The sequence below is a fragment of the Corynebacterium massiliense DSM 45435 genome, assembly GCF_028609805.1.
Taxonomy (GTDB): domain Bacteria; phylum Actinomycetota; class Actinomycetes; order Mycobacteriales; family Mycobacteriaceae; genus Corynebacterium; species Corynebacterium massiliense.
The window spans coordinates 552,209-575,316 of record NZ_CP063189.1 but is presented as its reverse complement, the minus strand read 5'-3'; the positions used below and the strand labels follow the sequence as shown (position 1 = coordinate 575,316).

The window sequence follows — 23,108 nt, the reverse complement described above, 5'->3', positions numbered from 1 at the left end:
ACACGGCCGTTGGCCGCGTAGGCATGCACCGGGGAATTAGAAGCGCGCGGCAAACCACTTCGTGGAGGCCGGCGCGAACATCAACAGGTACAGCGCGGCGAGCGTGGTGACCAACGTGACGATGCCCAGGGCCACCGCCCCGCCCGACATCATCTGGAACGAGCACGCCGCGAGGATGATTTCGATAAGCACGACCGCGCCGCGACCCCACTTGTGCCCGCGGGACATCGCTATGGACGCCGCAATAACGAAGCCGAAGACGATAAAGATGAACACCGCGCTGCCCACGCCCACCCAGCGGGCGGCGGCGCCGGTGGATTCCAGCGAAGAGTCGCCGCCCATGAAGTCCTGGGCGGCGAGGAAGATACCGAAGCAGATCACCGCGATCGATTGCACGATGGCAATCGCGGCGGCCCACCGCACCGTTTTCGGTGCTGCGCCGCCGGCGGGTGCGTCACCGTGCGGTTCGGCTGGCTGGTTCGTGCGGGCTCGCTGGTTTGCGTGTGCTCGGCTGGACGGTCCACTGTTGCGCATATTCACGCCCAGTAGTCTACGTCCGGCCGGAAGTTAACCTGAACCGGCACCAGCCCGTGAGTCGCCCATGAGCCACCTGACAGATAGTGACTGCCCTCACCCTAAGTGTGATTTGACGCTCGTGCCGGAGGAATACTCATCAGGTTTTTGCCATAGTTGCACGTCATCACGATTTTTCACTCTGTCATTTCGCGCAGTTAGCGTCCGATCCGACCACCCACGGGCGCGTTATTTTCGTGACCTTGGTAACAAAACGCGGAAAACCCCTAGCGGGCGTTTTGTAAACATGCCATTATTCTCGGGTAGCACAAACAAAGAACTGGTTAACCGGTTCTTAACCTCAGGCAAAACTGAGGTAAATATCGGGTGACGCCATGGCGGCGAGAGTGCATCCCATCCACACGGATAGCACCGCGCAGACCGGCTCCCCGGTAGTCCATTTCTGAAAGAAAAAGCAACGCCGATCTGTGATCGACGTTGTGGGCCACACTCTGCTGTCTAAAATTTGTTAGGAGATATCAATCATGGATTGGCGCCACGAAGCTGTTTGCCGCGACGAAGACCCCGAGCTGTTCTTCCCGGTCGGTAACTCCGGCCCTGCCCTGACCCAGATCGCTAAGGCCAAGCTGGTCTGCAACCGCTGCCCCGTTTCTTCCCAGTGCCTGCAGTGGGCACTCGAGTCCGGCCAGGATGCCGGTGTGTGGGGCGGCATGTCCGAAGAGGAGCGCCGCGCCCTCAAGCGCATGCACAAGCGCAACCGCCGCGCCCGCGTCTCCGCCTAAGACCAATTTCGTGCTGCGGCGGACCTACCGCTACAGTTGAATGAGCTATTAACCTCGCAACAAAGGAGTACCACTATGAGTAGTAAGCGTGCTCGCAAGCGTAAGGACCGCCGCAAGAACAAGGCTAACCACCGTAAGCGTCCGAACGCCTAACAAGCAGCAGTGGAGGCCCCGACCGAATTTTCGGTCGGGGCCTCCATTACGTTTTAGGCACGTTTTAGGCCAAGGTCCCGACCACCCACGCTGCAGCCACGAGCACGATGGAGAAGAACCACGCGATGGGCACGGCCTTCTTCAAATAGGTGCCCATATTGGCCCCTTCAGCCAGCCCAAGCGCGAGCCACAGTGCCGGCGAAAACGGCGAGACAAAAGTCCCCACCACGTTGCCGATAATGAGAGCGCACGCCGCGCCCATACCGGAAACGCCGAACGCCCCCGCCGTCTGCTGCACGATGGGCAGCACGGAGAAGTAGTACGCATCGGTGGACGTGAGCAGGTCCAACGGGACACCAAAGAAGCCGATGATGATGTGCAGGTAAGGCCCAAGCGCGTCAGGCAAGACATTCACCAGTTGCAGGGCGATTGCCTCCAACATCCCCGTGCCATTGAGAACGCCGAGGAACATGGCCGCGGCCAAAATCACGCCCGCCATGGATAGCGCGTTCGGTGCATGGCGGCGCAGCGACTCCGCCTGCGAGAATGCATCTGGGAAGTTGATAAGCAGCGCCAGCGTGGTAGCGATGAGGAACGTCGGAGCCGGTGGCAAAAGCCCAGACAACAAAGTGGCAAGGACTACGAGCACGAGAATCGCGTTCAAACAACGCCACGCCCGCGGCGGTAGGTGTATGCCGCCTTGTCGCGCTCCTCTTTCTGACGGGCGGCGAACTCCGTGGCGAGCCGATCAACGTCGACGCCTGAGCCGGCCTCGGGGTTAGCGGCGGCATCGTCACGCACGCCCGCTCCCCCTGCATTTACGGCGACTCGGGCACGTAATTTCCGCTGCTCTCGCATGCCCAGCAGCGCAGCAGCAATAAGCACGAGGATGACTGCGGCCGCCTGAATGGGAAGCAACTTCACCCAGATCTGGTTCGGATCCTCTGCCACCACAGCCCCAGCGCGCCCCAACGGTCCGCCCCACGGGACCATGTTCATAACGGAGGCAGCCAGCGCCACGATGGTGATGAGCACGTACCGCGAGATTCCGATCTCCTTATACAACGGCAGAAGGGCCGGAATTGTGAGCAAGAAAGTGGTCGACCCAGATCCGTCTAGGTGCGCCACCACGCCAATGGCCGCGGTGCCCGTCGTCACGGCCACTACGTTTCCCTTTGTGAGCCGCATCAGCCAGGTGATGATCGGGGTAAACAGCCCCACGTCCTGGAGAATGCCGAAAAAGATGATCGCGAAGATGAACATCACCACGACGTTCATCACGGACTCTAGCCCCTCCCCGAAAAAGTCCCCGACGTCGCCGAAGCCGTGCCCCGTAAGTAAGGCCGCCGCAATGGGCACGAGGGTCATAGGAACAATCGGGTTGACCTTCCCGCGGATCAGGATGCCGACCGTGAGAAGGATTGTGCAAAGGCCGACAACGGTCAGCCCAACAGGGGACGTCATGACAGCTTGAGCTCCTCGAACGATGTTTAGGTTTCTCAAACTGTAACACCCGACACATCAGATGTTTCTATATGACCCTAACCACATGTGAGGTGGCCCTGGACCGCCACCCGTCTCTCCCTGCGCAAGTCCCCGTGGGCAGAGCGCGCGAAACGAGCCATTTTCGTCCGGAAAACTCGAAAATCGGCGGGAAAAATCCCTAAAACTCGCGCTAGTGGAACTCGCGCTGGTGGGACGCGCGGGGCGTGTCTGGAAGTTAGGACCAGCGGTACTCGGTGTACGAGGTGCTCGTGCTGGTCTCGGTGCTGCGGATCTGCACGGTGATCTTGCGGCGCAGCCGCTCGGGAGCTTCGACGGAGTGGCAGCACTCCCGCATCATGGAGCGCACAATCTCTTCCACCCGGAGGCGGTCCAGGCAATGCGAGCAGGCGGCGAGGCGGACGCGGATCTCGCGCTGTCGCTGCGCTGACTGGGGCGTATCTAGAAGCTCACGTAAAAGCGCTTCTACTTCGCGCGAGCTACACCCGGTGCACTCGTTGTCCTCTTCGTAGCTCATGTTCTAGTCCTCCATATCCGGGTGGTCTAAACCGATTCCGCGATCGCGAGCCACATCCTTCAACGCCTTCCGGAGCAATTTTCTTCCCCTATGCAGCCGGCTCATGACAGTCCCCAGCGGAGTGTCCATGATTTCCGCGATTTCCTTATAGGCCAGCTGCTCCACGTCGGCGTAGTAAACCACCATTCGGTAGTCCTCCGGCAGCTCCGCCATCGCCTGGGTGATCTTCGTGTCCGGCATCGCCTTCAGCGCCTCAACCTCCGCCGACTCCAGGCCAGTCGAGTCGTGCGCGGAGGTGGTATACAGCTGCGAGTCCGTCAGATCCTCGGCGGAGGATTCCTGCGGGCGGCGCTTCTGCTTGCGGTACGAATTGATGTACGTATTCGTCATGATCCGGTACAGCCAGGCCTTCAAATTGGTGCCCTGTTTGAAGGAGTGGAAGTTCTTGTAGGCCTTGAGGTAGGTCTCCTGCACCAGGTCCTCAGCGTCCTGCGGGTTGCGGGTCATGCGCAGCGCGCCGCCGTAGAGCTGGTCGAGCAAAGGAAGCGCCTGGGCCTCGAAGGCACGGGCGGGGTCGTCCACCGTGTCAGCCTCGCTAGTGTCAGCCTCGCCGGCCGCGTTCCCAGAACTTCTAGCCATGAATGTGCTCCTTTGGTCCCATCGGCGTTCCCCTCATTGTAGGTTGCGGGGCGCGTTGCCCCGATCGGTCAGATCCCCCAACAGTTCGCGGTAGTCATTGCGGGTGTTGCCCACCGCCTTGTCCACGGCATACAGGTGGAACGATTCGCGCAGTTCCGCAGGTGCCGGGTGCAGCAGCTCCGCGGCCTCCTCCGGCGAGCCATCGGTCCACTGCCGCATCTCTTCCGGTGCGAGAAACCGCGGCAGCCTATCGTGCAGCCAGTCCATGGGCTCGGCGGCAGCGGTGGTGACGATGGTGGCAGACAACTGGTCCATGCCCGTCGCCCACAGGCCGGCTGCCCACATCGTTTTCCCCTCCCCCAGGGTGACAAAGTACGGCTGCTTGCCGCCGTCTTCGGGCTTCCACTCGTAGTAGCCGTCCATGGGGATAAGGCAGCGGCCCGAGTTATGCGCCGCCTTGAACGCGTCGCGGAAGGACGGCTTCTTCGCCACGGTCTCGGCGCGGGCGTTGAACAAGGGCGGGCCGTCGAGGTCCTTCTTCCAGTGCGGCAAGAGCCCCCACCGGGCAGGGTCGAGCTGTGCGAGCCCCTCTTTGAGCCGCACGATCGGGATGACTTGCGTCGGGGCGATGTTGTAGCGCGCCGGCGGGAGATTGCGCGGGGCATGGGCCTCTTCCACCCCGGGGAGGGCTCCCATGTGGTCCAGCAGATCGTCGGTTGCGAAGAGCACGAATCGTCCACACATGGTCTCTATTATGGGCGGTATGTCTGAATCCTGGTCCGCTCCTCGTGCCACCAGCCCGATTACCTGGGCGCAGCACCTGCCCGGCTCGAAGTCGATCACCAACCGCGCGTTCATCATCACCGCGCTCGCTGATTCCCCGTCCGTCCTGCGCCGGCCGCTGGCCTCGCGGGACACCGACCTGATGGCGGCGGCGCTCAAGGCGATGGGCGTGGGCATCGACACGCACGGCGCCGAGGTGCACGTCACCCCCGCACCCCTCCACGGCGCGGAGATCGACTGTGGCCTCGCCGGTACGGTCATGCGTTTCATCCCGCCGGTAGCCGCGCTTGCCGATGGCCCCGTCACCATCGACGGCGACGACCAGGCCCGGCAACGACCGCTGAAAGTGATGCTGGACGCACTGCGCGAGCTGGGTGTGGAAGTGGAGGGCGACGGCCTGCCCGCCACGCTGAGCTCCCCGGGCGTTCCGGCCGGCAGGGAGATCACTATTGATGCGTCGCAGTCCTCGCAGTTCGTCTCCGGGCTGTTGCTGTCCGGCGCGCGCTTTACTAACGGGCTCACCCTCCGCCACGAGGGCGGCGCGCTGCCGTCGCTGCCGCACGTGGAGATGACCGTGGGCATGCTGCGCGCGGCCGGTGTCACCATCGATTCCGACGACACCTCGTGGACCGTGCACCCCGGCCCGATCAAGGGCGGGACGTGGAACATCGAGCCGGACCTCACCAACGCCGCGCCCTTCCTCGCCGCGGCGGCGGTCACCGGCGGGCGGGTAACCATCAAGGATTACCCGGCCTCCACCCGCCAGCCCGGCGACCGGTTCCGCCACATCCTCATGGATATGGGCGCGACCATTAACCAGGAGCCGACGTTTTGCACCGCCCTCGGCGCCGCAGACGGGCAGCTGCACGGCATCGACATCGACATGTCCGACATCGGCGAGCTCGTCCCCACTGTCGCAGCGCTGGCGGCCTTGGCAGATTCGCCCACCCGCATCCGCGGCGTGGCGCACCTGCGCGGCCACGAGACAGACCGCCTCAACGCCCTGGCCACGAACTTGAACTCGCTTGGCGGCGACGTCACCGAAGAAGCCGACGGGCTCACTATCAACCCCGCCCGCCTGCACGGCGGCACGTGGCAGGTCTACGGCGACCACCGCATGGTCACCGCCGGCGCCATTCTGGGCCTGCGGGTAGAAGACGTGGTCGTCGACGACGTCGCGGCAGTATCCAAGACCATCCCGGGATTCGACCGGATGTGGCAGACCATGCTCGACGAGGGCATGCAGGAGCGCAATGGCTAAACGCAACCTCTCTTCCTACGACGAATCGGACGTGCGCGTCCGCCCGAAGAAAACCTCCCGCCCGCGCACCAAGGACCGCCCCGCGTACAAGAACGCGGAGTACGGAATGGTCATCACCAAAGACCGCGGCCGCTGGGGCGTGGCCCTCGATAACGGACCCGAGGTCACGTGCATCCGCGCCCGCCAGCTGGGGCGCACCTCCATCGAGGTCGGCGACCGCGTTGGCGTTGTCGGCGATACGTCGGGGAAAAAGGACACGCTGGCGCGCATCGTCAAGCTCGCGGAGCGCCAGTCAGTGCTGCGCCGCACCGCGGACGACACCGACCCCTACGAGCGCATCGTCGTGGCCAACGCGGACCGGCTGCTCATCGTCACCGCGGTGGCGGATCCCCCGCCACGCGCAGGGTTTGTGGAACGCGCGCTCGTCGCCGCGTTCGTGGGCAACGTCCACCCCGTGTTGTGCCTGACCAAGACGGACCTTGCGGATCCGGAACCGTTCGCCCGCGAGTTCGCCGATCTTGATATCACCGTGGTGCACGCGGGTGTCGATGACGACCTCACCGAGGTCAAGGACGTCATTGCCGGCCACGTGACCGCCCTGGTGGGCCACTCCGGCGTGGGCAAATCCACCCTGGTCAACCGGCTCGTCCCCACGGCCGCCCGGGAAACGGGCGAGGTCTCCGCGGTGGGCAAAGGCCGCCACACCTCGACTCAGTCGGTGGCGCTGAGCCTGCCGGCCAACGCCGGGAACGGGGACGGAGACGGGGACGGGCACGGCGGGTGGATCGTGGATACCCCCGGCATCCGTTCGTTTGGGCTCGCGCATGTCGATGCCGACACCGTCATCGGGGTCTTTTCCGACCTGGCCGCGGTTACCGATGCCTGCCCCCGCGGCTGCACCCACATCGGACCGCCGGCCGACCCGGAGTGCGGGTTGGACGATCCGGAGCTCATCCCGCCGGGGACCGCGACCGCGCGGCGCCGCGATGCCGTGCGCAAGCTGCTGGTCGCGCTGCGCACGAACGTCGAGTGGGAGAACTAAAAGCTAGAGCAGCTCGACGATAAACGGCAGCTCATCCGGGTGGTAGAACGCCATGAAGTTGTCGAGCGCGTCGCCCACGATGAGCTCGGCGTCCTCGTCGGCGAGATCGGCGGCGTCGATGGCCTCAATGGCCTTCTGGGTAGCCGCCTCGGATTCTTCGATGTCGACGTGGATCGCCGCGAGCATGTCCGGCGTGATCTCGGCCGGATCGAGCTTGACCACGGCCTCGCCCATCTCCGGGTCTGGGTGGACGGCGGAGGAGTTCACGTCCGCCGAGATGACGACGCGGCGGTGTGGGAAGGTTTCATCGCCAATCGCCAGCAGGCGGATGGACGCCAGCGCGGCCTCCTGGAACGCCGAGTAGGCGATCTCCTCTTCATCACCCGAGGTGAAGTACTCCTCGAGCGCCGGGGTCACGCTGAAGGCCCAGCCGTTGCGCGCGTGGACCGCGCCCTGTTTGCTCAGCTGGTCGAGCATCTCGAAGGTGGCGGGGACGTACACCCGCGTCTTCGTGGGCACTTAGAATTCCCCCTCGATGTCGAAGACGGCCTGGACCTCCACGCTGGTGCGGTCGAAGACCGTGTACAAGAGGCCGAGCAGGCCGAAGTCGACCGCCGCGCGGATGTTGAGCACGGAATCGTCAACGAACACGCAGTCGGACAGCGGCAGGTCGAGCGCGTCCGCCGCCGCCTCGAAGGCAGCCTTTTCCGGCTTCTCAGCCCCGATGTCACCGGAGAGGATCACCGCGTCGACGTCGCCGCGGAACTCCCACTCGCGGATGGGCTCCGCGCCCGGACCGCCCTCGTCGTTGGAGAGGATGGCGATGGACACGTCGGCAGCCTTGATCTCCTTGAGCAGCGTCCGCCAGCGCTTTACTTCTTCTTCCGGACCGTCCAGGACTCCGACGTAATCCACGATGAGACCGCGCATAATTCCTTCCCTCACAACGACACGGGGTGGGCACTTACTGTGGAGAAAGTATAACTAACTCGCTTATTACCCGTTCGGGCCTCCCCATGCCATCCGGGGCGTCCTAGGCCGTGCGGAACGGGGCGCGGCGTGGGAAGATGAGCGCCGAAGGAGCTGCCCTATGTATACGCCTATTCCCGGCTTCGTCCATTTGCACGCCTACCGGCCCCAGACGCGTGCCGTGCCGCCGCACCAGGCGCGACCACACGAGGCGACCCCACACGCGGAACTCAGTGCCGCCGACCTGCCGGCGGAATCCAGCATTCGTGCCGAGGTCACCGCCCTAGCGCGCCTGGCCATCGACGTGGTCGGCGGCCTACGGCCGGTTTCCCACCTCGACGAGGAGCGCTTCGATACGGCCGTGCTCCGGCACCTGCGTGCCTGGCGGCGCCGCAGCGGGCAGGGCGGCCACGGCGCGCGCATGCTGCGGCTGCACGTGCGTGCCGATGGCGAATTCTTCGGCACCGCACAGGTAGGTCCCCGCCACCATGCCTTTACCGGCACGGCCGACGGGGACCACTTAACGTCGTTCCGGCTCATTTAACCGCCAGAGCCGGCGACGCCTCTTCGCGCTTACTTCGCTTCTTCCTTGTCGAACTGCTTGCGCAGCAGGAACAGCTGGCGGACGGTCTCTTCCTTGATGCCGTCGTTCATGGCGTGAAACATGTCGCCGCCCTCGCGCTGGTACTCCACCAGCGGGTCACGCTGCGCCATCGCACGCAGGCCGATGCCCTCCTTGAGGTAGTCCATCTCGTAGAGGTGCTCGCGCCACTTCTGGTCAATGATCGGCAGGATGACCATGCGCTCGGTGTTGCGCATCTGCTTCTCGCCGCCGATCTCGGAGATCTTGTCCTCCAGCTCGTCGTACTGGTGCTCGGCATCGGTCACCAGCGCATCGCGAAGCTGCTCTGCGGATAGCTCACCCGGCTCGCCGTACTCGGAGCCGTCGACCAAATCCTCCGGGCGCATGGTCGGGCCGTACAGGGAGTCGAGCGCGTTCCACAGCTGATCCAGGTCCCAGTCCTCGACGTAGCCGTTGGCGGTGGCGCCCGCGACGTAGCCGGAAATGGTGTCGTCGATCATCGAGCGGATGTTGCCCTGGATGTCGTCGGCGTTCAAGATGGCGTTGCGCTCGCCGTAGACGACCTTGCGCTGCTCGTTGAGCACCTCGTCGTACTTGAGCACGTTCTTGCGCATCTCGAAGTTCTGGTTTTCCACCTGGGCCTGCGCGCCCTTGATGCGGTTGGACACCATCTTCGAGTCGATCGGCACATCGTCCGGCACGTTGAGGCGGTTCATCATGTTCTCCATCGCTTGGCCGACGAAACGCACCATCAGCTCGTCGCGCATGGACAGGTAGAACCGCGTCTTGCCCGGATCGCCCTGACGGCCGGAGCGGCCGCGGAGCTGATTGTCGATGCGGCGCGACTCGTGGCGCTCAGTGCCCAGGACGTACAGGCCGCCGGCCTCGCGGACCTCGTCACCGAGGCGCTTAGAGCGCTCGCGCTCCTCATCGATCTCGGCGTCCCACGCCTCCTGGTAAGCCTCCTCGTCCTCGAAGGGGTCGAGGCCGCGGTTGCGCAGCTTCTCATCGAGGATGACCTCGGCGTTGCCGCCGAGCACGATGTCGGTACCACGGCCGGCCATGTTCGTCGCCACGGTGACGGTGCCGGGGCGCCCGGCGCGCGCGATGATGCGGCCCTCTTCCTCGTGGTACTTCGCGTTGAGCACCGAGTGCTCGATGCCGCGTTTCTGCAGCAGCTGCGACAGGTACTCCGACCGCTCGACGGAGGTCGTGCCCACGAGCACCGGCTGGCCGGCCTCAGCGTGCTCGGCGATGTCATCGACCACCGCCGCGAATTTGGCCTCCTGGGTCTTGTAAATGCGGTCCGGCTCGTCCTTGCGGATCATCGGCTTGTTCGTCGGGATCTGCACGACGTCCAGACCGTAGGTGGAGTTCAGCTCGGCCGCCTCCGTCTCGGCGGTACCGGTCATGCCGGAGATTTTGTCGTAGAGGCGGAAGTAGTTCTGCAGCGTGATGGTCGCCAGGGTCTGGTTCTCGTTTTTGATCTCGACGTTTTCTTTCGCCTCGATCGCCTGGTGCATGCCTTCGTTGTAGCGACGGCCGGCCAGGATGCGGCCGGTGAAGCTATCGACGATGAGGACCTCGCCGCCGCGGACAATGTAGTCCTTGTCGCGGGTGAACAGCTCCTTGGCCTTCAGCGCGTTGTTGAGGTAGGACACCAGCTGCGAGTGCTCCGGGGCGTACAGGTTATCGATGCCCAGCTGGTCCTCCACGAACGCGACGCCGTCCTCGAGCACGCCGACCGTGCGCTTCTTGTGGTCCACCTCGTAGTGGATGCCCTCGCGCATGCGCGGCGCGAGCTGGGCGAAGACGCCGTAGAACTTGCCGGTGCCGTTCACCGGACCGGAGATGATGAGCGGGGTACGTGCTTCATCGATAAGAATGGAGTCGACCTCGTCGACGATGCAGAAGTTGTGGCCGCGCTGGACCACGTCGTTCAGGCTGCGGACCATGTTGTCGCGCAGGTAGTCGAAGCCGAGCTCGTTGTTGGTGCCGTAAGTGATATCGGCGTCGTAGGCCTTCTTGCGCTCCGGCGGGCGCATCTCGGACAGGATGACGCCCACGGAAAGCCCCAGCCAGCGGTGGACACGGCCCATCATCTCCGCGTCACGCTTGGCCAGGTAATCGTTGACCGTCACGATGTGGACGCCCTTGCCCTCCAGCGCGTTGAGGTAGGCAGGCAGAAGCGAGGTCAGCGTCTTACCTTCACCAGTCTTCATCTCGGCGACGTTGCCGAAGTGCAGGGCCGCACCGCCCATGATTTGCACCTTGAAGTGCTTCTGGTTGAGCACGCGCCACGCCGCTTCGCGCACGGTGGCGAAAGCCTCAATGAGGATGTCGTTGAGCGTTTCGCCGGCGGCCAAGCGTTCCTTGAATTCGTCAGTCTTCGCCTTCAGCTCTGCGTCGGAGAGGGCGGAGTATTCGTCATCCAGATCAATTACGTTTTGCGCCATCTTGTCGAGGCGCTTGACCATGCGCCCCTCACCGGCGCGCAAAAGCTTGGACAGTCCAAACACCTAAGGAAATCCTTCTTGTCTCGTCGCGACTGTAAGTTAACTCCCCGCTATTGTACGCACGCGCCGCTCGCCCACTGCGCGTACGGCCCAGGCGTTCCGATAACAAGTAACGACAAGGCCCCAGCAACCACGCTCAACACACACCCAGTGCTGGGTGTGCATAGCGGGTGGCTGGGGCCTCGGGTGCTGCGCGATGTGCAGGCGCCTGCCCTGTCGCTAGCGGTCAGCTTTACTGCGCATCCTCGGTCAGAGAGATGAGACCGTAGTCGTAGGCGTGGCGGCGGTAGACCACCGACGGCCGCTGGGTCTCTTCATCAATGAAGAGGTAGAAGTCGTGGCCGACCAATTCCATCTCGGACAGCGCGTCGTCCACGCTCATCGGGGTGGCCGGGTGCTCCTTGCGGCGCACGACCTGGCCGGGGCGGACGTCCTCGATGGAATCCGCGTAGGGGTCGACGTAGCGGTCTTCCTTCTGCTCTGCCGCCGCAGTCTGGTCCTCGGCGCGGGACTTCTGCGCTTCCGCGACCATCTCGGCCGCCATCTCGCCGGTGCCCTTGGCGGCGCGGTGACCGGACTTCACGTGCTCGCGGCGCACCTTGACCTTGCGCAGGGAGCGCTCCATCTTCCCGATCGCCGTTTCCAGCGCGGCATAGAAGGAGTCTTCCTTTGCCTCGGCGCGCGCGAGGTGGCCCTTGCCGGTCGCGGTGATCTGGATGCGGTCCGACTCGGAATCCCGGCGCGGGTTCGGCTCGTGCTGGAGCTCGACGTGGAAGAACGTCAAGGTGGGATCGAGGCGCTCGATCTTGGACAGCTTGCCGGCCACGCGCTCTTGGAAGTGCTCCGGCACCTCCACATTGCGTCCCGTGATGGTGACCTGTGCGTTGAGATCGCCCGTTGGCTCGGTCATGACGTGCCTTCCTTTCCCATGACTGGACGGTTCTTTATTATGTTGTCGTTCACAACGAAGAACTGCTGTGACACTTCACATTCTAGCAACGTAGAGTGCGCTGTTAGGCATTGGGTGTGCTGTTAAGCGTCTGCGAGAACCAGCGCGCCTGCCACGGAAATCCCAGCTCCGCGCAGGCGCCGCGCGCTTGCCGCGAGAGTGGCGCCGGTGGTGATGACGTCGTCGACCACAACCACGGGCCGCGGCGCGCGGCCGGATATGCCCGCCTGCGGCACCAGCTCGATGGCGTGCACCATATTCGCCCACCGATCCGCGGCGCTCAGCGACGTCTGATCCGCCACCCTGCCGCGGATGCGCAGCACCGAGCGCACCTGTGTGTGACCACCGAGCTGCTGCGCGGCAGCCTGGCACATGTGGGCGACCGGATCCCCGCCGCGCTGGCGGGCCGAGCGTGACCGTGTCGGCGCGGGCACCAGGTCCACCGCGCCTGGAAGTTCACCGCGGGCCTGCAGGTGCGCTATCCCCGCCGCCACCACCGCGCCGACAAGCGGGCGGACCGGCTGGTTGTTTTTCTCCTTCATCCCGATGATCAGGTTGCGCCGCATCTGCGAGTACGGCCCCAGAGCGAAGACGGGCACGCCAATATCGTTCGGCCGCGTCACCGGGTGCGGCGGGCGGCGCAGCTCCTCGCGGCAGCGAGCGCACAGGACGTCTCCGGGCCGCTCGCAACCGCAGCACTGCCGCGGCAAGATAAGCTCCCCGATGCCGCGCAGCACATCCCCCGTCCGCATTGCGTGTCTGCCTAGTGCGCCACGATGGGCGCTGAGCGCACGCCCTGCATGCCGGGGACCTCACGCCAGAAGCTGGAGTCGGCGTCTTTGTGCAGCTGCAGCATCGCGTGTTGGTCGGTGACGTAAAGGGCCGAGGCCGAGGCCGCGAGCGTGACCACCGGGGCGGTGATGTTGCCGCTGGCCAGTGCGCTTGCCGATGACCCGTCCTCCTCCACGCGCCACACCGGCGTCTCGGAGGTATTCGTGCCGATCGCCAGCGACCCGTCTGCCTGCCAGTCGAGCGTGAGCGCGGCCCCACCGATCTCCGGGGCGACCTCGCGCACATTGACAATCCGCAGCTCTCCGGAGCTGCGGCGCTCGACGACGCCGATGTAGATGTTGCCATCGACAAGCATCGCCACGCGGGAGCTGGTTGGGGAAAGCCGCAGCACCGAAATGTCGCCGTCGATGCCGGCCTCGTCCAGCGCGGAGGTATCCACGCGGGTCTCGGCAGCCTCGCCGGTGGTCGACGACCGCACGACGCGGACCACCTTCTCGCCGTCCACAACGACCCACGCCGCCTGGCCGCTCAGCTCGAACGAAGGGCGCGAGATCGTTTCGGCGGTCATCGCCTTGGCCTGCTCGCCGCCAATCTCGCCGATGCTGAGCTGGTATTTGTCCTTCGGCGCCCGGCGCACCGCCGCCACATTGCCGTCGCTGCTGATGTCCGCCGACTGGATGTCGCCGCCCGTACCCAGCCCGTCAGGGAGCGGCTCCGCCTTGTCCGAGCCCACCTTGAGCAGGTTGCCCTCGTGCAGCGCGAACAGCGGCTGGATGGTGTCGTTGGGCTCGCGCGGGTTGAGATCAGCAAAGTCGTCGGGCTGGAGCTCCTCCAGGCCCTCGGCCAGCGGCGCGCCATCCACGCTGACCCGGTACGGGGCCGGAATACCCGCGCTGGCCAAAGTCCAGGTTAACTGCGCGCCGAAGTGCAGCCGATCCTTCTCGCTCATTTTGCTCATGCCGGTGAACTGGTACGTGCCGTCCTCGATACCGGCGAACGCCGCTCCCTCGGACGCGGCCGTGGACGCCGCCGGTTTGAGATCCTCCGACGGGCCCTGCATGAGCAACGTGATGAGCTCGGTATCGAGCTGATCCTGCCCGCCGTAAATCCACCGCCGATCCGAGACCAGCGCCTGCCCGGTCTTGTCCATGAAGTACAGGGAGTTCGGCTGGTACTGATTGCGCAGCTCGTTGCGCTCAATAACCACGCCGGCCGGCAGATCGGAGATGCGCCACTCGCCGTTTTCGCGCTGCATCTCGATGGTCGACTCATACGACGCGCGCTCCGGCACGTAGGACCCGCCCGTTTGCAGCGTGCCGATGACCGAGCCGCGCACCTGATAGGAGCGCTCATCGGTTTGCACCCGCTCGCCCGGCGGGGTGGTGATATCGATGGAATCAACCACGATGATGGGTCCCTGCGGCGTCCACTGCGAGGCGGCCTTTTGGGTGAGGAACTGTCGGGGAGCCTGGTAGTCCCCGGCAGGCACCGCCGAGGCGCTGAAGAAATCGCGCAGGAGCAGATCCGGTTCCTGGCCCGGCTGTGGACCCACCGCCGGCTGATCCTCGCGGGAGGGATCGAAGGTGCGGATCACCTGCGGTGACGCATCTCGCGGCAGCGTGGAACACCCCGTGATGACGAGGCAGCTGGCCGCGATACAGGCCATGGCTGGGCGAGCGTGCTCTCGCGCCGTGCGCTTCATGTGGGCCACTACGCCTCTCCCTCCGGCTCGGTGTCGCGCGGCATGTCGGTTAACTCCCCACTATGCGCGTCAAAGCGGTGCGATGTCGGCTTACGGAACTGGGTGGTGCGCTCAGCGGCGTCCGCAGGCTCGGAGTCCGCGGCAGCGGACGCGATAACCGCGCTCGAGGTGCCCGCCACTGCCATGGTCTCGCCGTCGGTCGTCTCGCCTTCTGCTTTCTCACCAGCCGGCTTCTCGCCCTGCGCTTGAAGCTCCTTGCCGTCCGTCATCCCGGGCAGCTCGAGGGCGATCGGCTCGTCGTCCACCTGGCCATTCGGCGTGCGCGGAATGATGAGGCGGAAGCGGGATCCCACCCCGGCCGCACCCACGGCATCGAGCGTGCCGCCGTGCAGCACGGCGTCTTCGCGGGCGATGGCGAGTCCCAGGCCGGTGCCGCCGGAATGACGCTTGCGGGAGGAATCGGCGCGCCAGAAGCGGTTAAACACCAGCTCTTCTTGCCCTTCCTTAAGGCCCACGCCCTGGTCGGTGACGGCCACACCCACGGCCCCGTCGTTTGCCGCGAGGTCAACCGTGACGGGGTTGCCCTCCGAGTGATCGATGGCGTTCGCGAGCAGGTTGCGCAGGATGCGCTCGATGCGCCGTGAATCCACCTCCGCGGTGACCGGTTCTTCCGGCATGCGCAGGCGCACCTCCACGCCGAGCTGTTCGGCGAGGTGATCCACCTGGGTGAACGCCGATTCCACGCAGCGCCGAATGTCCACCGGGACGGCAGACAGGTCGGCCACGCCGGCATCGTGGCGCGAGATCTCCAGCAGGTCGGCGAGCAGCTCCTCGAAGCGATCGAGTTCGCGGGTCATGAGCTCGGCGGCGCGGCGGTGGTGCGGGGCCAGCGATTCCGGATCGTCGGTGATCATGTCCGCGGCCATGCGCACCGTTGTGAGCGGCGTGCGCAGCTCGTGGGAGACGTCCGAGGTGAACTGCCGCTGCAGATCGCCGTACTCCTCCAGCTGCGTGATCTGCTTGGACAACTTGTCGGCCATGTCGTTGAACGAGCTGGCCAGCCGGCCCATCTCGTCCTCGCTGTCCACCGGCATGCGCTCGCGGAGGTGGCCGGCGGCGAAACGCTGCGCGATGCGGGAGGCGGAGCGGATCGGGGTAATGGCCTGCTGGGTTGCCAGCCACGCGATGCCCACGAGCAGCACCACCATGACCACGCCGGCAGCGGAGAGGAGTCCGCGCATCAGCGCCATCGTGGACTCTTCGCTCTCCATCGACATCACGAGGTAGACCTGCGCGTCGCGGATGTCCGAGTGGGTCGGCGAGCCCACCATGAGCGCGTGGTAGGAGCTGCCGTCGGCCTGCTCGATCGTGGTGAATTGATCCGCGATATTGCCGTCGCTGACCAGCTCGCGCAGGTTATCCGGGACGCGGTAGCCCTCCGGCGAGGTGACGATGGACCCGTCCGGGTTTTCCACCACGATGACCGGCTCGTACGTCGCCTGGCGGTCGCCGCCCTGGGCGGAAAGCTGGCTGAGCGCCGCGCGCGCAGAGTTGATGCGCACCTGCGTGGAGTTGGCGGTGCCCGACGCATCGATCTGCTGCTCCACCGCCACACGCGCGCGATCGATCTCCTGGCTGGCGATGTCCCGCTTTTGGTCAACGAGGCGCTGGGTAAGCACCGAGATGAGCGCGTACGCCAGGATTGAAATCACCACGGTCGAGGCCACGAGGATCATGCCGATCACTCGCAGCTGCAGCGAGGTGCGCCACGCTTCTACAAAAGCGTCCTTGAACTGTTGGAGGCGACGGAGGATGACTTAGTCCTCCGCAATTTTGCCGGTCTTGTACCCCACGCCGCGCACGGTGAGAACGATCTGCGGATCCTCCGGATCGCGCTCAATCTTGGCGCGCAGACGCTGTACGTGCACGTTGACCAGCCGGGTGTCGGAGGCGTGGCGGTAGCCCCACACGGACTCCAACAGCGCCTCGCGGGTGTGCACCTGGCCGGGCTTGCGGGCCATTTCCACCAAGAGATCGAACTCCAGCGGGGTCAGCGAGATTTCCTCGTCCTGCCCATCCGGGTTCTTGCGCACCACGGTGTGCTCCGGCACGTCGATGCAGGGTTAAGGGTCAAAAAGTGTGTCCGGAATCGCGGATTTTCACGGATTGACCTGTAGGTTTCCGGAAAGTATATGCTCCGGAAGCATATATCTAGCCCCCGACGGGAAATCCTCGGTGTGGCAGCCGTGATGTGCTATGCGCGGCGTGGTGTGGTGTCGCAATGTCGAAGAACCAACCACGCTGCCACTGCGGCGGTGAAATGAAACGCAACGGCACCACCAGCAAAGGCACCACCAGATGGCGCTGCAAACAATGCGGCGCCTCCAGCGTCAAACGTCGAAACGACATCACCAACGCGGCAGTGTTCACCCAGTTCATCGAGCATTGCACCACCGCAATATCACTCGACGACCTAGCCAAACGAAACGGTGTTAGCCGCGCCACCATGAAGCGGCGCTTCAAGTGGTGCTGGCTCGTTGATGTGCCTGACCCCACCGCCGGCCACCACAAGCGGATCTACGACCAGGTATTTCTCGATGGCACCTACACCGCCGGTGGCTGCCTGATCGTCGCGGCGACCATCGACCACGTGATCGCCTGGCACTGGTGCAAACACGAAACCACCCGCGACTACCAACTGCTGCTTGAACGCATCGAAGCCCACTCATCGCCGTCATCGACGGCGGCCAAGGCGCATACAGCGCAATCAAAAAGTGCTGGCCGACTACGAAAATTCAACGCTGCCTCGTCCACGCCCAACGCGTGGTCCGCCGCCACCACCACCAACCCACGCACCGATGCCGGGCGCACCATCTACCGACTTGCGCTGAAACTGACCCGGATCACCACACTGGATGAAGCCGCCGCGTGGGGTGTGCAACTGCACGAGTTTTCAACGATCTACCGGGAATGGATGAACGAGAAAACCATGATCAAAGACCCCAAAACAGGTGCATGGACCCGCGTGTGGACCCACCACAACGTGCGCAAGGCCTACAACAGCCTCAACCATCTTTGGCGGTCCGAGATGCTGTTTGTCTACCTCAACCCGCCAGCAGGAGTCCTTGCGCCCGAGCGGATCAAATCCACCACCAACAGCTTAGAAGGCGGCATCAACGCCCAGCTCAAACTGCTCGCCAGAACCCACCGCGGCAGATCAGGCGAACGACAACGCCGCATGCTGGATTGGTGGCTCTACTTAAAAACGGAACTGCCTGACGATCCAGTACGAATCGCCAGGCAGTCCGACTGGGGCCAGGGCCAACTCGCCAAAGTATCCACCCTGACCCAAACCGAGAACCAAGCCGACCACGAAACAGGACGCCCAGCCCTCTACGACAACGCTATCGACACCGACTACACCCACTCAATCGGCATTCAAAAAGGCCAAATCTAACCCCCGCGACACGCCGAGCCAGACACACATTTTGACCCTTAACCCTCGATGCACAGATCCCCGATCTCCAGGGTCTCGCCGGACGACGAATCGCTGCGGCGCAGACGCGCGCGGATGCGGGCGATGAGCTCTTTCGGCTTGAACGGCTTGGTGATGTAGTCGTCCGCGCCCGACTCCAGGCCCAGCACGACGTCGACCGTGTCGGTCTTGGCGGTGAGCATGACGATGGGCACCGCCGACTCGTGGCGGATGGCCCGGCAGATGTCCACGCCATTCATGCCCGGCAGCATCAAATCCAGCAGGATGAGCTCCGGGGCATGCTTGTGGAATGCGGGCACCGCATCGTTTCCGTCCGCGACGGCGATAGGATCCATGCCCTCGGATTCGAGGACGATGGTAAGCATCTCCAAAATCGCGGGATCATCGTCAACTACGAGAATCTTCGGTGCCACTGCCACTCCCTACTATCTCTTGTACGGCTCGGATAATCTTATCGCCATCAGCAGTGGCTATCCAACGCCCTGCCCACTCTTCCTCCGCCAGCCGGCTGTAGTACTCGGCGGTGCGGCGCTGCAGCCCCGAGTCTTTTTCGTATTCGTCTTTCGCGCGTGACGCGTCTGTCGATGCCCGGTCCGCAGCCCGCACCGCCGCAACCTCGGGCGCGGTGTCCAAGAAGATCTGCAGGTCCGGCACCGGCAGCTCGAGCCGGGAAAACTCCAGTTCGCGCACCCACTCGATCACGCCGGCATCGCCCAGCCGGGCGGCGCTGTAGGCCGCATTGGACGCCACGTAGCGGTCCAAGATGAGCAATTCCCCGCTGGATCGTGCAGCCTTTTGCAACGTCTCGCGGGCGCCGTGGCGGTCGAGCGCGAACAGCGTGGCCATGGCGTAGACAGAATCGGTGAGATCCCCCATCCGCCCGTAGAGCGCCTCGCGTGCCAGCTGGGCGTGAATGGACTCGGCATACCGCGGGAACGCGAGCGTGCGCACTTCTACCCCGCCGCCGAGCTCTCCGCGGATGCGCTCCACCAGGGTGTTTTTGCCCGCGCCGTCAATCCCCTCAATCGCAATGAGCACTTAGGACAGCGCCTCCAAAAACGGGTCGAGGTCGAAGTCGCCTTCCACCCCTTCCAGTAGCTCCGCGGCCTTCTCATTGAGGTCCTCGTCGCCGGAGCCTGCGAGATCGCGGATAAACGGGTAGTCCTCGACCGTCTTGCCGGCGGAGAAGGGCGCGCCCGCCCAAATGGCGGCGATGGTGGCGGCGGCCAGTCCATTGGACTCTTCCTCGTCCGTTTCGATGTCGCCCTGCGCCGCCAGGGTCACGGCGTCGCGGACGGCCTCGACCGCCTCGGCATCGTCAAGCGCTGCCAATTCGTCCAAGAAAGCGACGTTGTCATCGCTGGAAAAGATGGTTTCATCCCAGGTGGTCATTATCTCCTTCTCCTTTTCTCGAGGGGTACTGTACGGCGCGGGCGAGTGCGTCTGCTACCTGCCGCACTCAACACGGTTCTCATAAGTTGCGGAAGATGGTACTGTCGTTACCGACTTGTTACCAGATTTTGATGAGGTGGGACGGTGAACGCAGAAAAACGCGGCTTTATCACCTTCGTCTCCCTCGGCCTGCTCACCGCAGCCGGGGTGGGCGTCGGTGTCTGGCACGCCAGCTCCCCCAAGCCTGCTTCCGTCGTGAGCCAGGGCGCCACCTCCTCCATGGAGCAGCCGACCTCGGAGGCTTCCACGACGAGCGAGACTCACTCGGAAAAGCCGACGGACGACAAGTCCGATGGCGATCAAGATCGGGACCGCAAAAAGTCCGGCGACGATGAGGTAGAAAACAACGCCGCGGCGGGCAACCGTACGGGCGCCGGCCGCGCCCCCGGCATGGAAGACGATCCCTTCCTCGCGCCGCACGCTCGGGTCAACACCGAAAAGCGCGAGGTCGAGCCGACCTATTACTACCACCCCGGCAACATCTCCGATTCCGCAGGCGATGCCGAACCGGTCAACCCGAACGGCACCGGTAACGGCACCGGTTCTGGTTCTGGCGCGCAGAACCAGAACGAGCCGACGCAGCAGCACAACCAGAACGGCACTTCCCAGGGCCACACCGGGGAGCCGACCGATCCGAACACCCCGGCCAATCCGGACAACCAGGACGGCTCGGGCGACTCGGGCACCACGCCGAACGATCCGAACCAGCCGGACCGCCCCGGCGACAATGGTTCGCAAGGCGAGTCCAACGGCAACCAGCCAACGCCGACCCCGACTCCGAGCCCGGAGCCCAACGGCGGGTCGGACAAGAACAACCAGTCCCCGAACCGCCCGACGGAGACCACCCGCCCGGACGGAAACGGGAGCGGCACCAACGGCACGTCACCGCAGCCGCGGCAACGCAACGCGCAGCCGCAAAGCGACCAGCAGGGCGAGCAGTATGGCCCAGAGCCGACGGCCGATGGCGCGGCGTCGCAGGCGCCTGCCGATGCCAACGGCACCGAAAACGGCAATGGCGCAGAGCCCTCCGCCCCGGGCGAGGTTCACCCGGCAGGACCCGCGCACTCGCTGTCGAGCCACTAAGCGCGCGGTAAAAGCCCTAGCCGGGCGGCAAGCTCTAGTCGTCCACGCCGACGCGGACGACGAAGATGGTGGCCGGGCCGCCGGCCTGGACAGCCGAATCGCTCGCCGACATCCAGGCGGCCTGGCCGGGCTGCAGCTCGAGTTGGTCGCCTTCCCCCGCAGCAGCGGAAGCAGACGAAAGGCGCGCCGTGCCCGCCACGCACAGGGCGATAACCGGCCCGCGGGACGGGAGCGCGAAGGTGGATTCAGCGTCGGGGAGCTCGACGCGGGTGACCGCAAACTCATCGACCGGCACCGGGTAGTTCCACGCTTTGACGCCACCGGTTGTCCCCGCGTCTTGTCCTGATACCGAATCGGTGGCTTCGAGCTCGGCCGCGACGCGCGGGTCATCTGCGGCGGCGAAGTTCAGCACCTTCACCAGCTCTGGGACGTCGACGTACTTCGGGGTCAGACCACCGCGCAGGACGTTGTCGGAGTTGGCCATGACCTCGACGCCGAGGCCGCGCACGTAGGCGTGCAGGTGGCCTGCGGCCAAGAAGATCGACTCGCCGGGCGCGAGGTGGATGTGGTTAAGCAGCAAGGCGCCAAGCACGCCGGCATCGCCCGGGTAGCGCTCGTTGAGATCCACCACGGTGCGCAGGTCATCGACCATCCACTGGTCTACCCTCGCGGGCAGGCTGTGCGCCGCCTCAGCGATGAGCCGGCGGGCGGCGTTCACCACGGCATCGACAAGCTCCTTGCGGGCGGCAGTGGGAATGGAGATCCACGTGGTAAAAAGCGCCCGCAGGCCGGCCTCGTCGTCGTTGTCCGCGGCAGTGCCGTCGAGCATGGTCACGTACCGCTCGAGCTCCGGGCACTTGAGCGCGCCGAGCAGCTGACGGGTGCGCGCGACCGGGCGGAATCCGGCCATGGCGTAGAAGTCCGTCAGGGCGATGATGATCTCCGGCTTGTGGGACGGATCCTTGTAATTGCGCTTGCGGTCCGTCAGCGGAATGTCCGCTTCGTTTTCGCGGGCAAACCCCTCCTGCGCCTGTTCCATCGTCGGGTGTGCCTGCAGGGACAGCGGTTCCGCGGCCGCGAGCAGCTTGACCAGGTAAGGCAGGCGCTCGTGCGGGAACTTGTCCGTCACCGCGAATCCCAGCTCCGCCTGCGGGTCTGCCGCGATGATGTCGTCGAGGTTCTTGCCGTCCACAGTGGACGGATCGTTGGGGTGCGCCCCGAACCAAATTTCCGCGACGGGGCTATCCGTCGGCTCCTCCCCCACGAGCTCCGGGATGAGCGTGCGTGAGCCCCACGAGTAATTGCGGGGGATGCCGTGCAGCAATCGCATTGGTTGTCCTTTCCACACCACGAATGGGCTGGCGGGAGGTGATAAACGAGCAGGTCGCGGGAGACATTTCCTCCCGCAAAGCACTCATTAGGGTAGCAAAGCCTGGCGGCAAGATACGGCCGGCCACCGCAACAGGCACCAACTTCCCACCCGGCGCGCAGACCGCACCCATGTCGCGGCGCTGAGCCCCCACTGAACCACTTGGTTTCCTAGCAGTGAACTACACTGTCTATCCATGTTGTCTCCCACCGATACCGCAGACCACCCCACCGACGCTGGGCATCACGCGCCCCACCCGCGTGTCACGCTCATCGGCGGCGGCCCCGGCGCGTGGGATCTCATCACGGTCCGAGGCATGCACGCCCTCCAAGACGCCGACGTCATCCTCACCGACCACTTGGGCCCGGCGCCGGAACTGCACCGCCTGTGCGACGTCGATGCCAAACAGGTCATCGACGTGTCCAAGCTGCCGTATAAAAAACAGACCTCCCAGGAGAAAATCAATTCCCTGCTTGTTGAGCATGCCCGCGCCGGCCGCGCCGTCGTGCGCCTCAAAGGCGGCGATCCCTTCGTCTTCGGCCGCGGCTTCGAAGAGGTACAAGCTCTTTCCGCAGCGGGCGTCTCCTGCGAGGTCATCCCGGGCGTGACTAGCGCCGTCGCCGTCCCCGGGTTGGCCGGTGTCCCGCTGAGCCAACGCGGCGTGGTCCACGGGTTCACGGTGGTCTCCGGGCACCTGCCGCCCGGCCACGAGCGTTCCCTGGTGGACTGGCGGGCTATCGCCCAGTCGGGCGCGACCATCGCGGTCATCATGGGCGTGCGCAACGCCGGCGCCATCGCGGATGCCCTGCACGAAGGCGGGCTCGCCGCAGACACGCCCGCCGCGATCATTCAGGAGGGAAGCCTCGCCACCGAGCGCGCCTTCCGCTGCTCGCTGGGCTCGTTGGCAGAAACCATCGAGCGCGAAGAGATCGGCCCGCCGGCGGTCTACGTCATCGGCGAAGTCGCGGGGTTGCGTGCCTAGG

At 64.9% G+C, this 23,108-nt stretch carries 23 protein-coding genes and 3 pseudogenes; 8 read left to right on the top strand and 18 right to left on the bottom strand.

From position 1 onward, the window contains the following. Positions 1-36: 36 nt before the first annotated feature. The gene (locus CMASS_RS02780) at positions 37-534 is read right to left on the bottom strand and encodes a hypothetical protein (RefSeq protein WP_022863613.1); all 498 of its coding nucleotides are present in this window, start codon (positions 532-534) and stop codon (positions 37-39) included. Positions 535-1,058: 524 nt separating this feature from the next. On the opposite strand from CMASS_RS02780, the gene CMASS_RS02775 reads away from it, so the two are divergent. Beyond that, complete coding sequence (locus CMASS_RS02775; RefSeq protein ID WP_022863612.1) at positions 1,059-1,316, top strand: WhiB family transcriptional regulator; 258 nt, start codon at positions 1,059-1,061, stop codon at positions 1,314-1,316. Between the two features lie 75 nt (positions 1,317-1,391). Continuing rightward, positions 1,392-1,469, top strand: coding sequence for a 50S ribosomal protein bL37 (locus CMASS_RS10320; RefSeq protein WP_420536139.1), 78 nt, complete (start codon positions 1,392-1,394; stop codon positions 1,467-1,469). A gap of 64 nt (positions 1,470-1,533) precedes the next feature. On the opposite strand, the gene CMASS_RS10295 is transcribed toward CMASS_RS10320, so the two are convergent. The 5 genes from CMASS_RS10295 to CMASS_RS02755 form a co-directional block, all read right to left on the bottom strand. Then, positions 1,534-2,133 (bottom strand): hypothetical protein, encoded by a 600-nt coding sequence (locus CMASS_RS10295; RefSeq protein ID WP_337955847.1) that lies wholly within the window; start codon positions 2,131-2,133, stop codon positions 1,534-1,536. Further along, on the bottom strand, positions 2,130-2,933 hold the full coding sequence (locus CMASS_RS10290) for an SLC13 family permease (protein WP_337955846.1): 804 nt from the start codon (positions 2,931-2,933) through the stop codon (positions 2,130-2,132). The genes CMASS_RS10295 and CMASS_RS10290 overlap by 4 nt, the downstream gene beginning before the upstream one ends. Before the next feature lie 256 nt (positions 2,934-3,189). Further along, the gene (locus CMASS_RS02765) at positions 3,190-3,489 is read right to left on the bottom strand and encodes an anti-sigma factor (protein WP_022863611.1); all 300 of its coding nucleotides are present in this window, start codon (positions 3,487-3,489) and stop codon (positions 3,190-3,192) included. 3 nt (positions 3,490-3,492) lie between these two features. Continuing rightward, positions 3,493-4,128 carry a sigma-70 family RNA polymerase sigma factor gene (locus CMASS_RS02760; RefSeq protein WP_022863610.1) on the bottom strand — a complete coding sequence of 212 codons (636 nt, stop codon included), beginning with the start codon at positions 4,126-4,128 and terminating at the stop codon, positions 3,493-3,495. 33 nt (positions 4,129-4,161) lie between these two features. Next, the gene (locus CMASS_RS02755; protein WP_022863609.1) at positions 4,162-4,872 is read right to left on the bottom strand and encodes an SOS response-associated peptidase; all 711 of its coding nucleotides are present in this window, start codon (positions 4,870-4,872) and stop codon (positions 4,162-4,164) included. On the opposite strand from CMASS_RS02755, the gene aroA reads away from it, so the two are divergent. Both aroA and rsgA read left to right on the top strand, forming a co-directional pair. Next, on the top strand, positions 4,871-6,172 hold the full coding sequence (gene aroA, locus CMASS_RS02750; RefSeq protein WP_022863608.1) for a 3-phosphoshikimate 1-carboxyvinyltransferase: 1,302 nt from the start codon (positions 4,871-4,873) through the stop codon (positions 6,170-6,172). The two genes, CMASS_RS02755 and aroA, sit on opposite strands and share 2 nt — an antisense overlap. Further along, the gene (gene rsgA, locus CMASS_RS02745) at positions 6,165-7,214 is read left to right on the top strand and encodes a ribosome small subunit-dependent GTPase A (protein WP_022863607.1); all 1,050 of its coding nucleotides are present in this window, start codon (positions 6,165-6,167) and stop codon (positions 7,212-7,214) included. Before aroA ends, rsgA begins: the two co-directional genes overlap by 8 nt. Positions 7,215-7,217: 3 nt before the next feature. On the opposite strand, the gene CMASS_RS02740 is transcribed toward rsgA, so the two are convergent. After that, on the bottom strand, positions 7,218-7,733 hold the full coding sequence (locus CMASS_RS02740) for a DUF6912 family protein (RefSeq protein WP_033399690.1): 516 nt from the start codon (positions 7,731-7,733) through the stop codon (positions 7,218-7,220). Then, positions 7,734-8,144 (bottom strand): HAD-IA family hydrolase, encoded by a 411-nt coding sequence (locus CMASS_RS02735; protein WP_022863605.1) that lies wholly within the window; start codon positions 8,142-8,144, stop codon positions 7,734-7,736. It abuts the gene before it with no gap. A 160-nt stretch (positions 8,145-8,304) separates the two neighbouring features. Between CMASS_RS02735 and CMASS_RS02730 the strand changes: the two genes are divergently transcribed. Continuing rightward, a complete protein-coding gene (locus CMASS_RS02730) occupies positions 8,305-8,727 on the top strand; it encodes a hypothetical protein (protein WP_022863604.1) in 423 nt (140 codons plus the stop codon). A 29-nt stretch (positions 8,728-8,756) separates the two neighbouring features. On the opposite strand, the gene secA is transcribed toward CMASS_RS02730, so the two are convergent. The 6 genes and pseudogenes from secA to CMASS_RS02700 all read right to left on the bottom strand — a co-directional run. Then, positions 8,757-11,285 carry a preprotein translocase subunit SecA gene (gene secA, locus CMASS_RS02725; protein ID WP_022863603.1) on the bottom strand — a complete coding sequence of 843 codons (2,529 nt, stop codon included), beginning with the start codon at positions 11,283-11,285 and terminating at the stop codon, positions 8,757-8,759. Between the two features lie 229 nt (positions 11,286-11,514). After that, a complete protein-coding gene (gene hpf, locus CMASS_RS02720) occupies positions 11,515-12,192 on the bottom strand; it encodes a ribosome hibernation-promoting factor, HPF/YfiA family (protein WP_022863602.1) in 678 nt (225 codons plus the stop codon). Between the two features lie 122 nt (positions 12,193-12,314). Continuing rightward, positions 12,315-12,983, bottom strand: a complete 669-nt coding sequence (locus tag CMASS_RS02715; RefSeq protein ID WP_022863601.1) for a ComF family protein — start codon at positions 12,981-12,983, stop codon at positions 12,315-12,317. Positions 12,984-12,994: 11 nt separating this feature from the next. Continuing rightward, the gene (gene lpqB, locus CMASS_RS02710) at positions 12,995-14,725 is read right to left on the bottom strand and encodes an MtrAB system accessory lipoprotein LpqB (RefSeq protein WP_027018792.1); all 1,731 of its coding nucleotides are present in this window, start codon (positions 14,723-14,725) and stop codon (positions 12,995-12,997) included. 8 nt (positions 14,726-14,733) lie between these two features. Then, positions 14,734-16,482, bottom strand: coding sequence for an MtrAB system histidine kinase MtrB (mtrB, locus tag CMASS_RS02705; RefSeq protein ID WP_337955852.1), 1,749 nt, complete (start codon positions 16,480-16,482; stop codon positions 14,734-14,736). A 60-nt stretch (positions 16,483-16,542) separates the two neighbouring features. Next, positions 16,543-16,842: pseudogene (locus CMASS_RS02700) on the bottom strand (winged helix-turn-helix domain-containing protein); the annotation flags it as partial. Positions 16,843-17,006: 164 nt separating this feature from the next. On the opposite strand from CMASS_RS02700, the pseudogene CMASS_RS02695 reads away from it, so the two are divergent. Further along, positions 17,007-18,182: pseudogene (locus CMASS_RS02695) on the top strand (IS256-like element IS1249 family transposase). A gap of 44 nt (positions 18,183-18,226) precedes the next feature. On the opposite strand, the pseudogene CMASS_RS02690 reads toward CMASS_RS02695, so the two are convergent. The 3 genes and pseudogenes from CMASS_RS02690 to CMASS_RS02680 all read right to left on the bottom strand — a co-directional run. Further along, positions 18,227-18,634: pseudogene (locus tag CMASS_RS02690) on the bottom strand (response regulator); the annotation flags it as partial. Next, the gene (locus tag CMASS_RS02685) at positions 18,609-19,259 is read right to left on the bottom strand and encodes a dTMP kinase (protein WP_022862580.1); all 651 of its coding nucleotides are present in this window, start codon (positions 19,257-19,259) and stop codon (positions 18,609-18,611) included. The pseudogene CMASS_RS02690 and the gene CMASS_RS02685, both read right to left, overlap by 26 nt. Then, the gene (locus tag CMASS_RS02680; protein ID WP_022862581.1) at positions 19,260-19,613 is read right to left on the bottom strand and encodes a DUF4259 domain-containing protein; all 354 of its coding nucleotides are present in this window, start codon (positions 19,611-19,613) and stop codon (positions 19,260-19,262) included. 144 nt (positions 19,614-19,757) lie between these two features. Here CMASS_RS02680 and CMASS_RS02675 point away from each other — a divergent pair, with 144 nt between their 5' ends. Beyond that, complete coding sequence (locus CMASS_RS02675; RefSeq protein WP_022862582.1) at positions 19,758-20,756, top strand: hypothetical protein; 999 nt, start codon at positions 19,758-19,760, stop codon at positions 20,754-20,756. Positions 20,757-20,790: 34 nt separating this feature from the next. On the opposite strand, the gene manA is transcribed toward CMASS_RS02675, so the two are convergent. After that, positions 20,791-22,086, bottom strand: coding sequence for a mannose-6-phosphate isomerase, class I (gene manA, locus CMASS_RS02670; protein ID WP_022862583.1), 1,296 nt, complete (start codon positions 22,084-22,086; stop codon positions 20,791-20,793). Positions 22,087-22,321: 235 nt separating this feature from the next. Here manA and cobA point away from each other — a divergent pair, with 235 nt between their 5' ends. After that, positions 22,322-23,107, top strand: a complete 786-nt coding sequence (cobA, locus tag CMASS_RS02665) for a uroporphyrinogen-III C-methyltransferase (RefSeq protein ID WP_022862584.1) — start codon at positions 22,322-22,324, stop codon at positions 23,105-23,107. Position 23,108 lies beyond the last annotated feature (1 nt).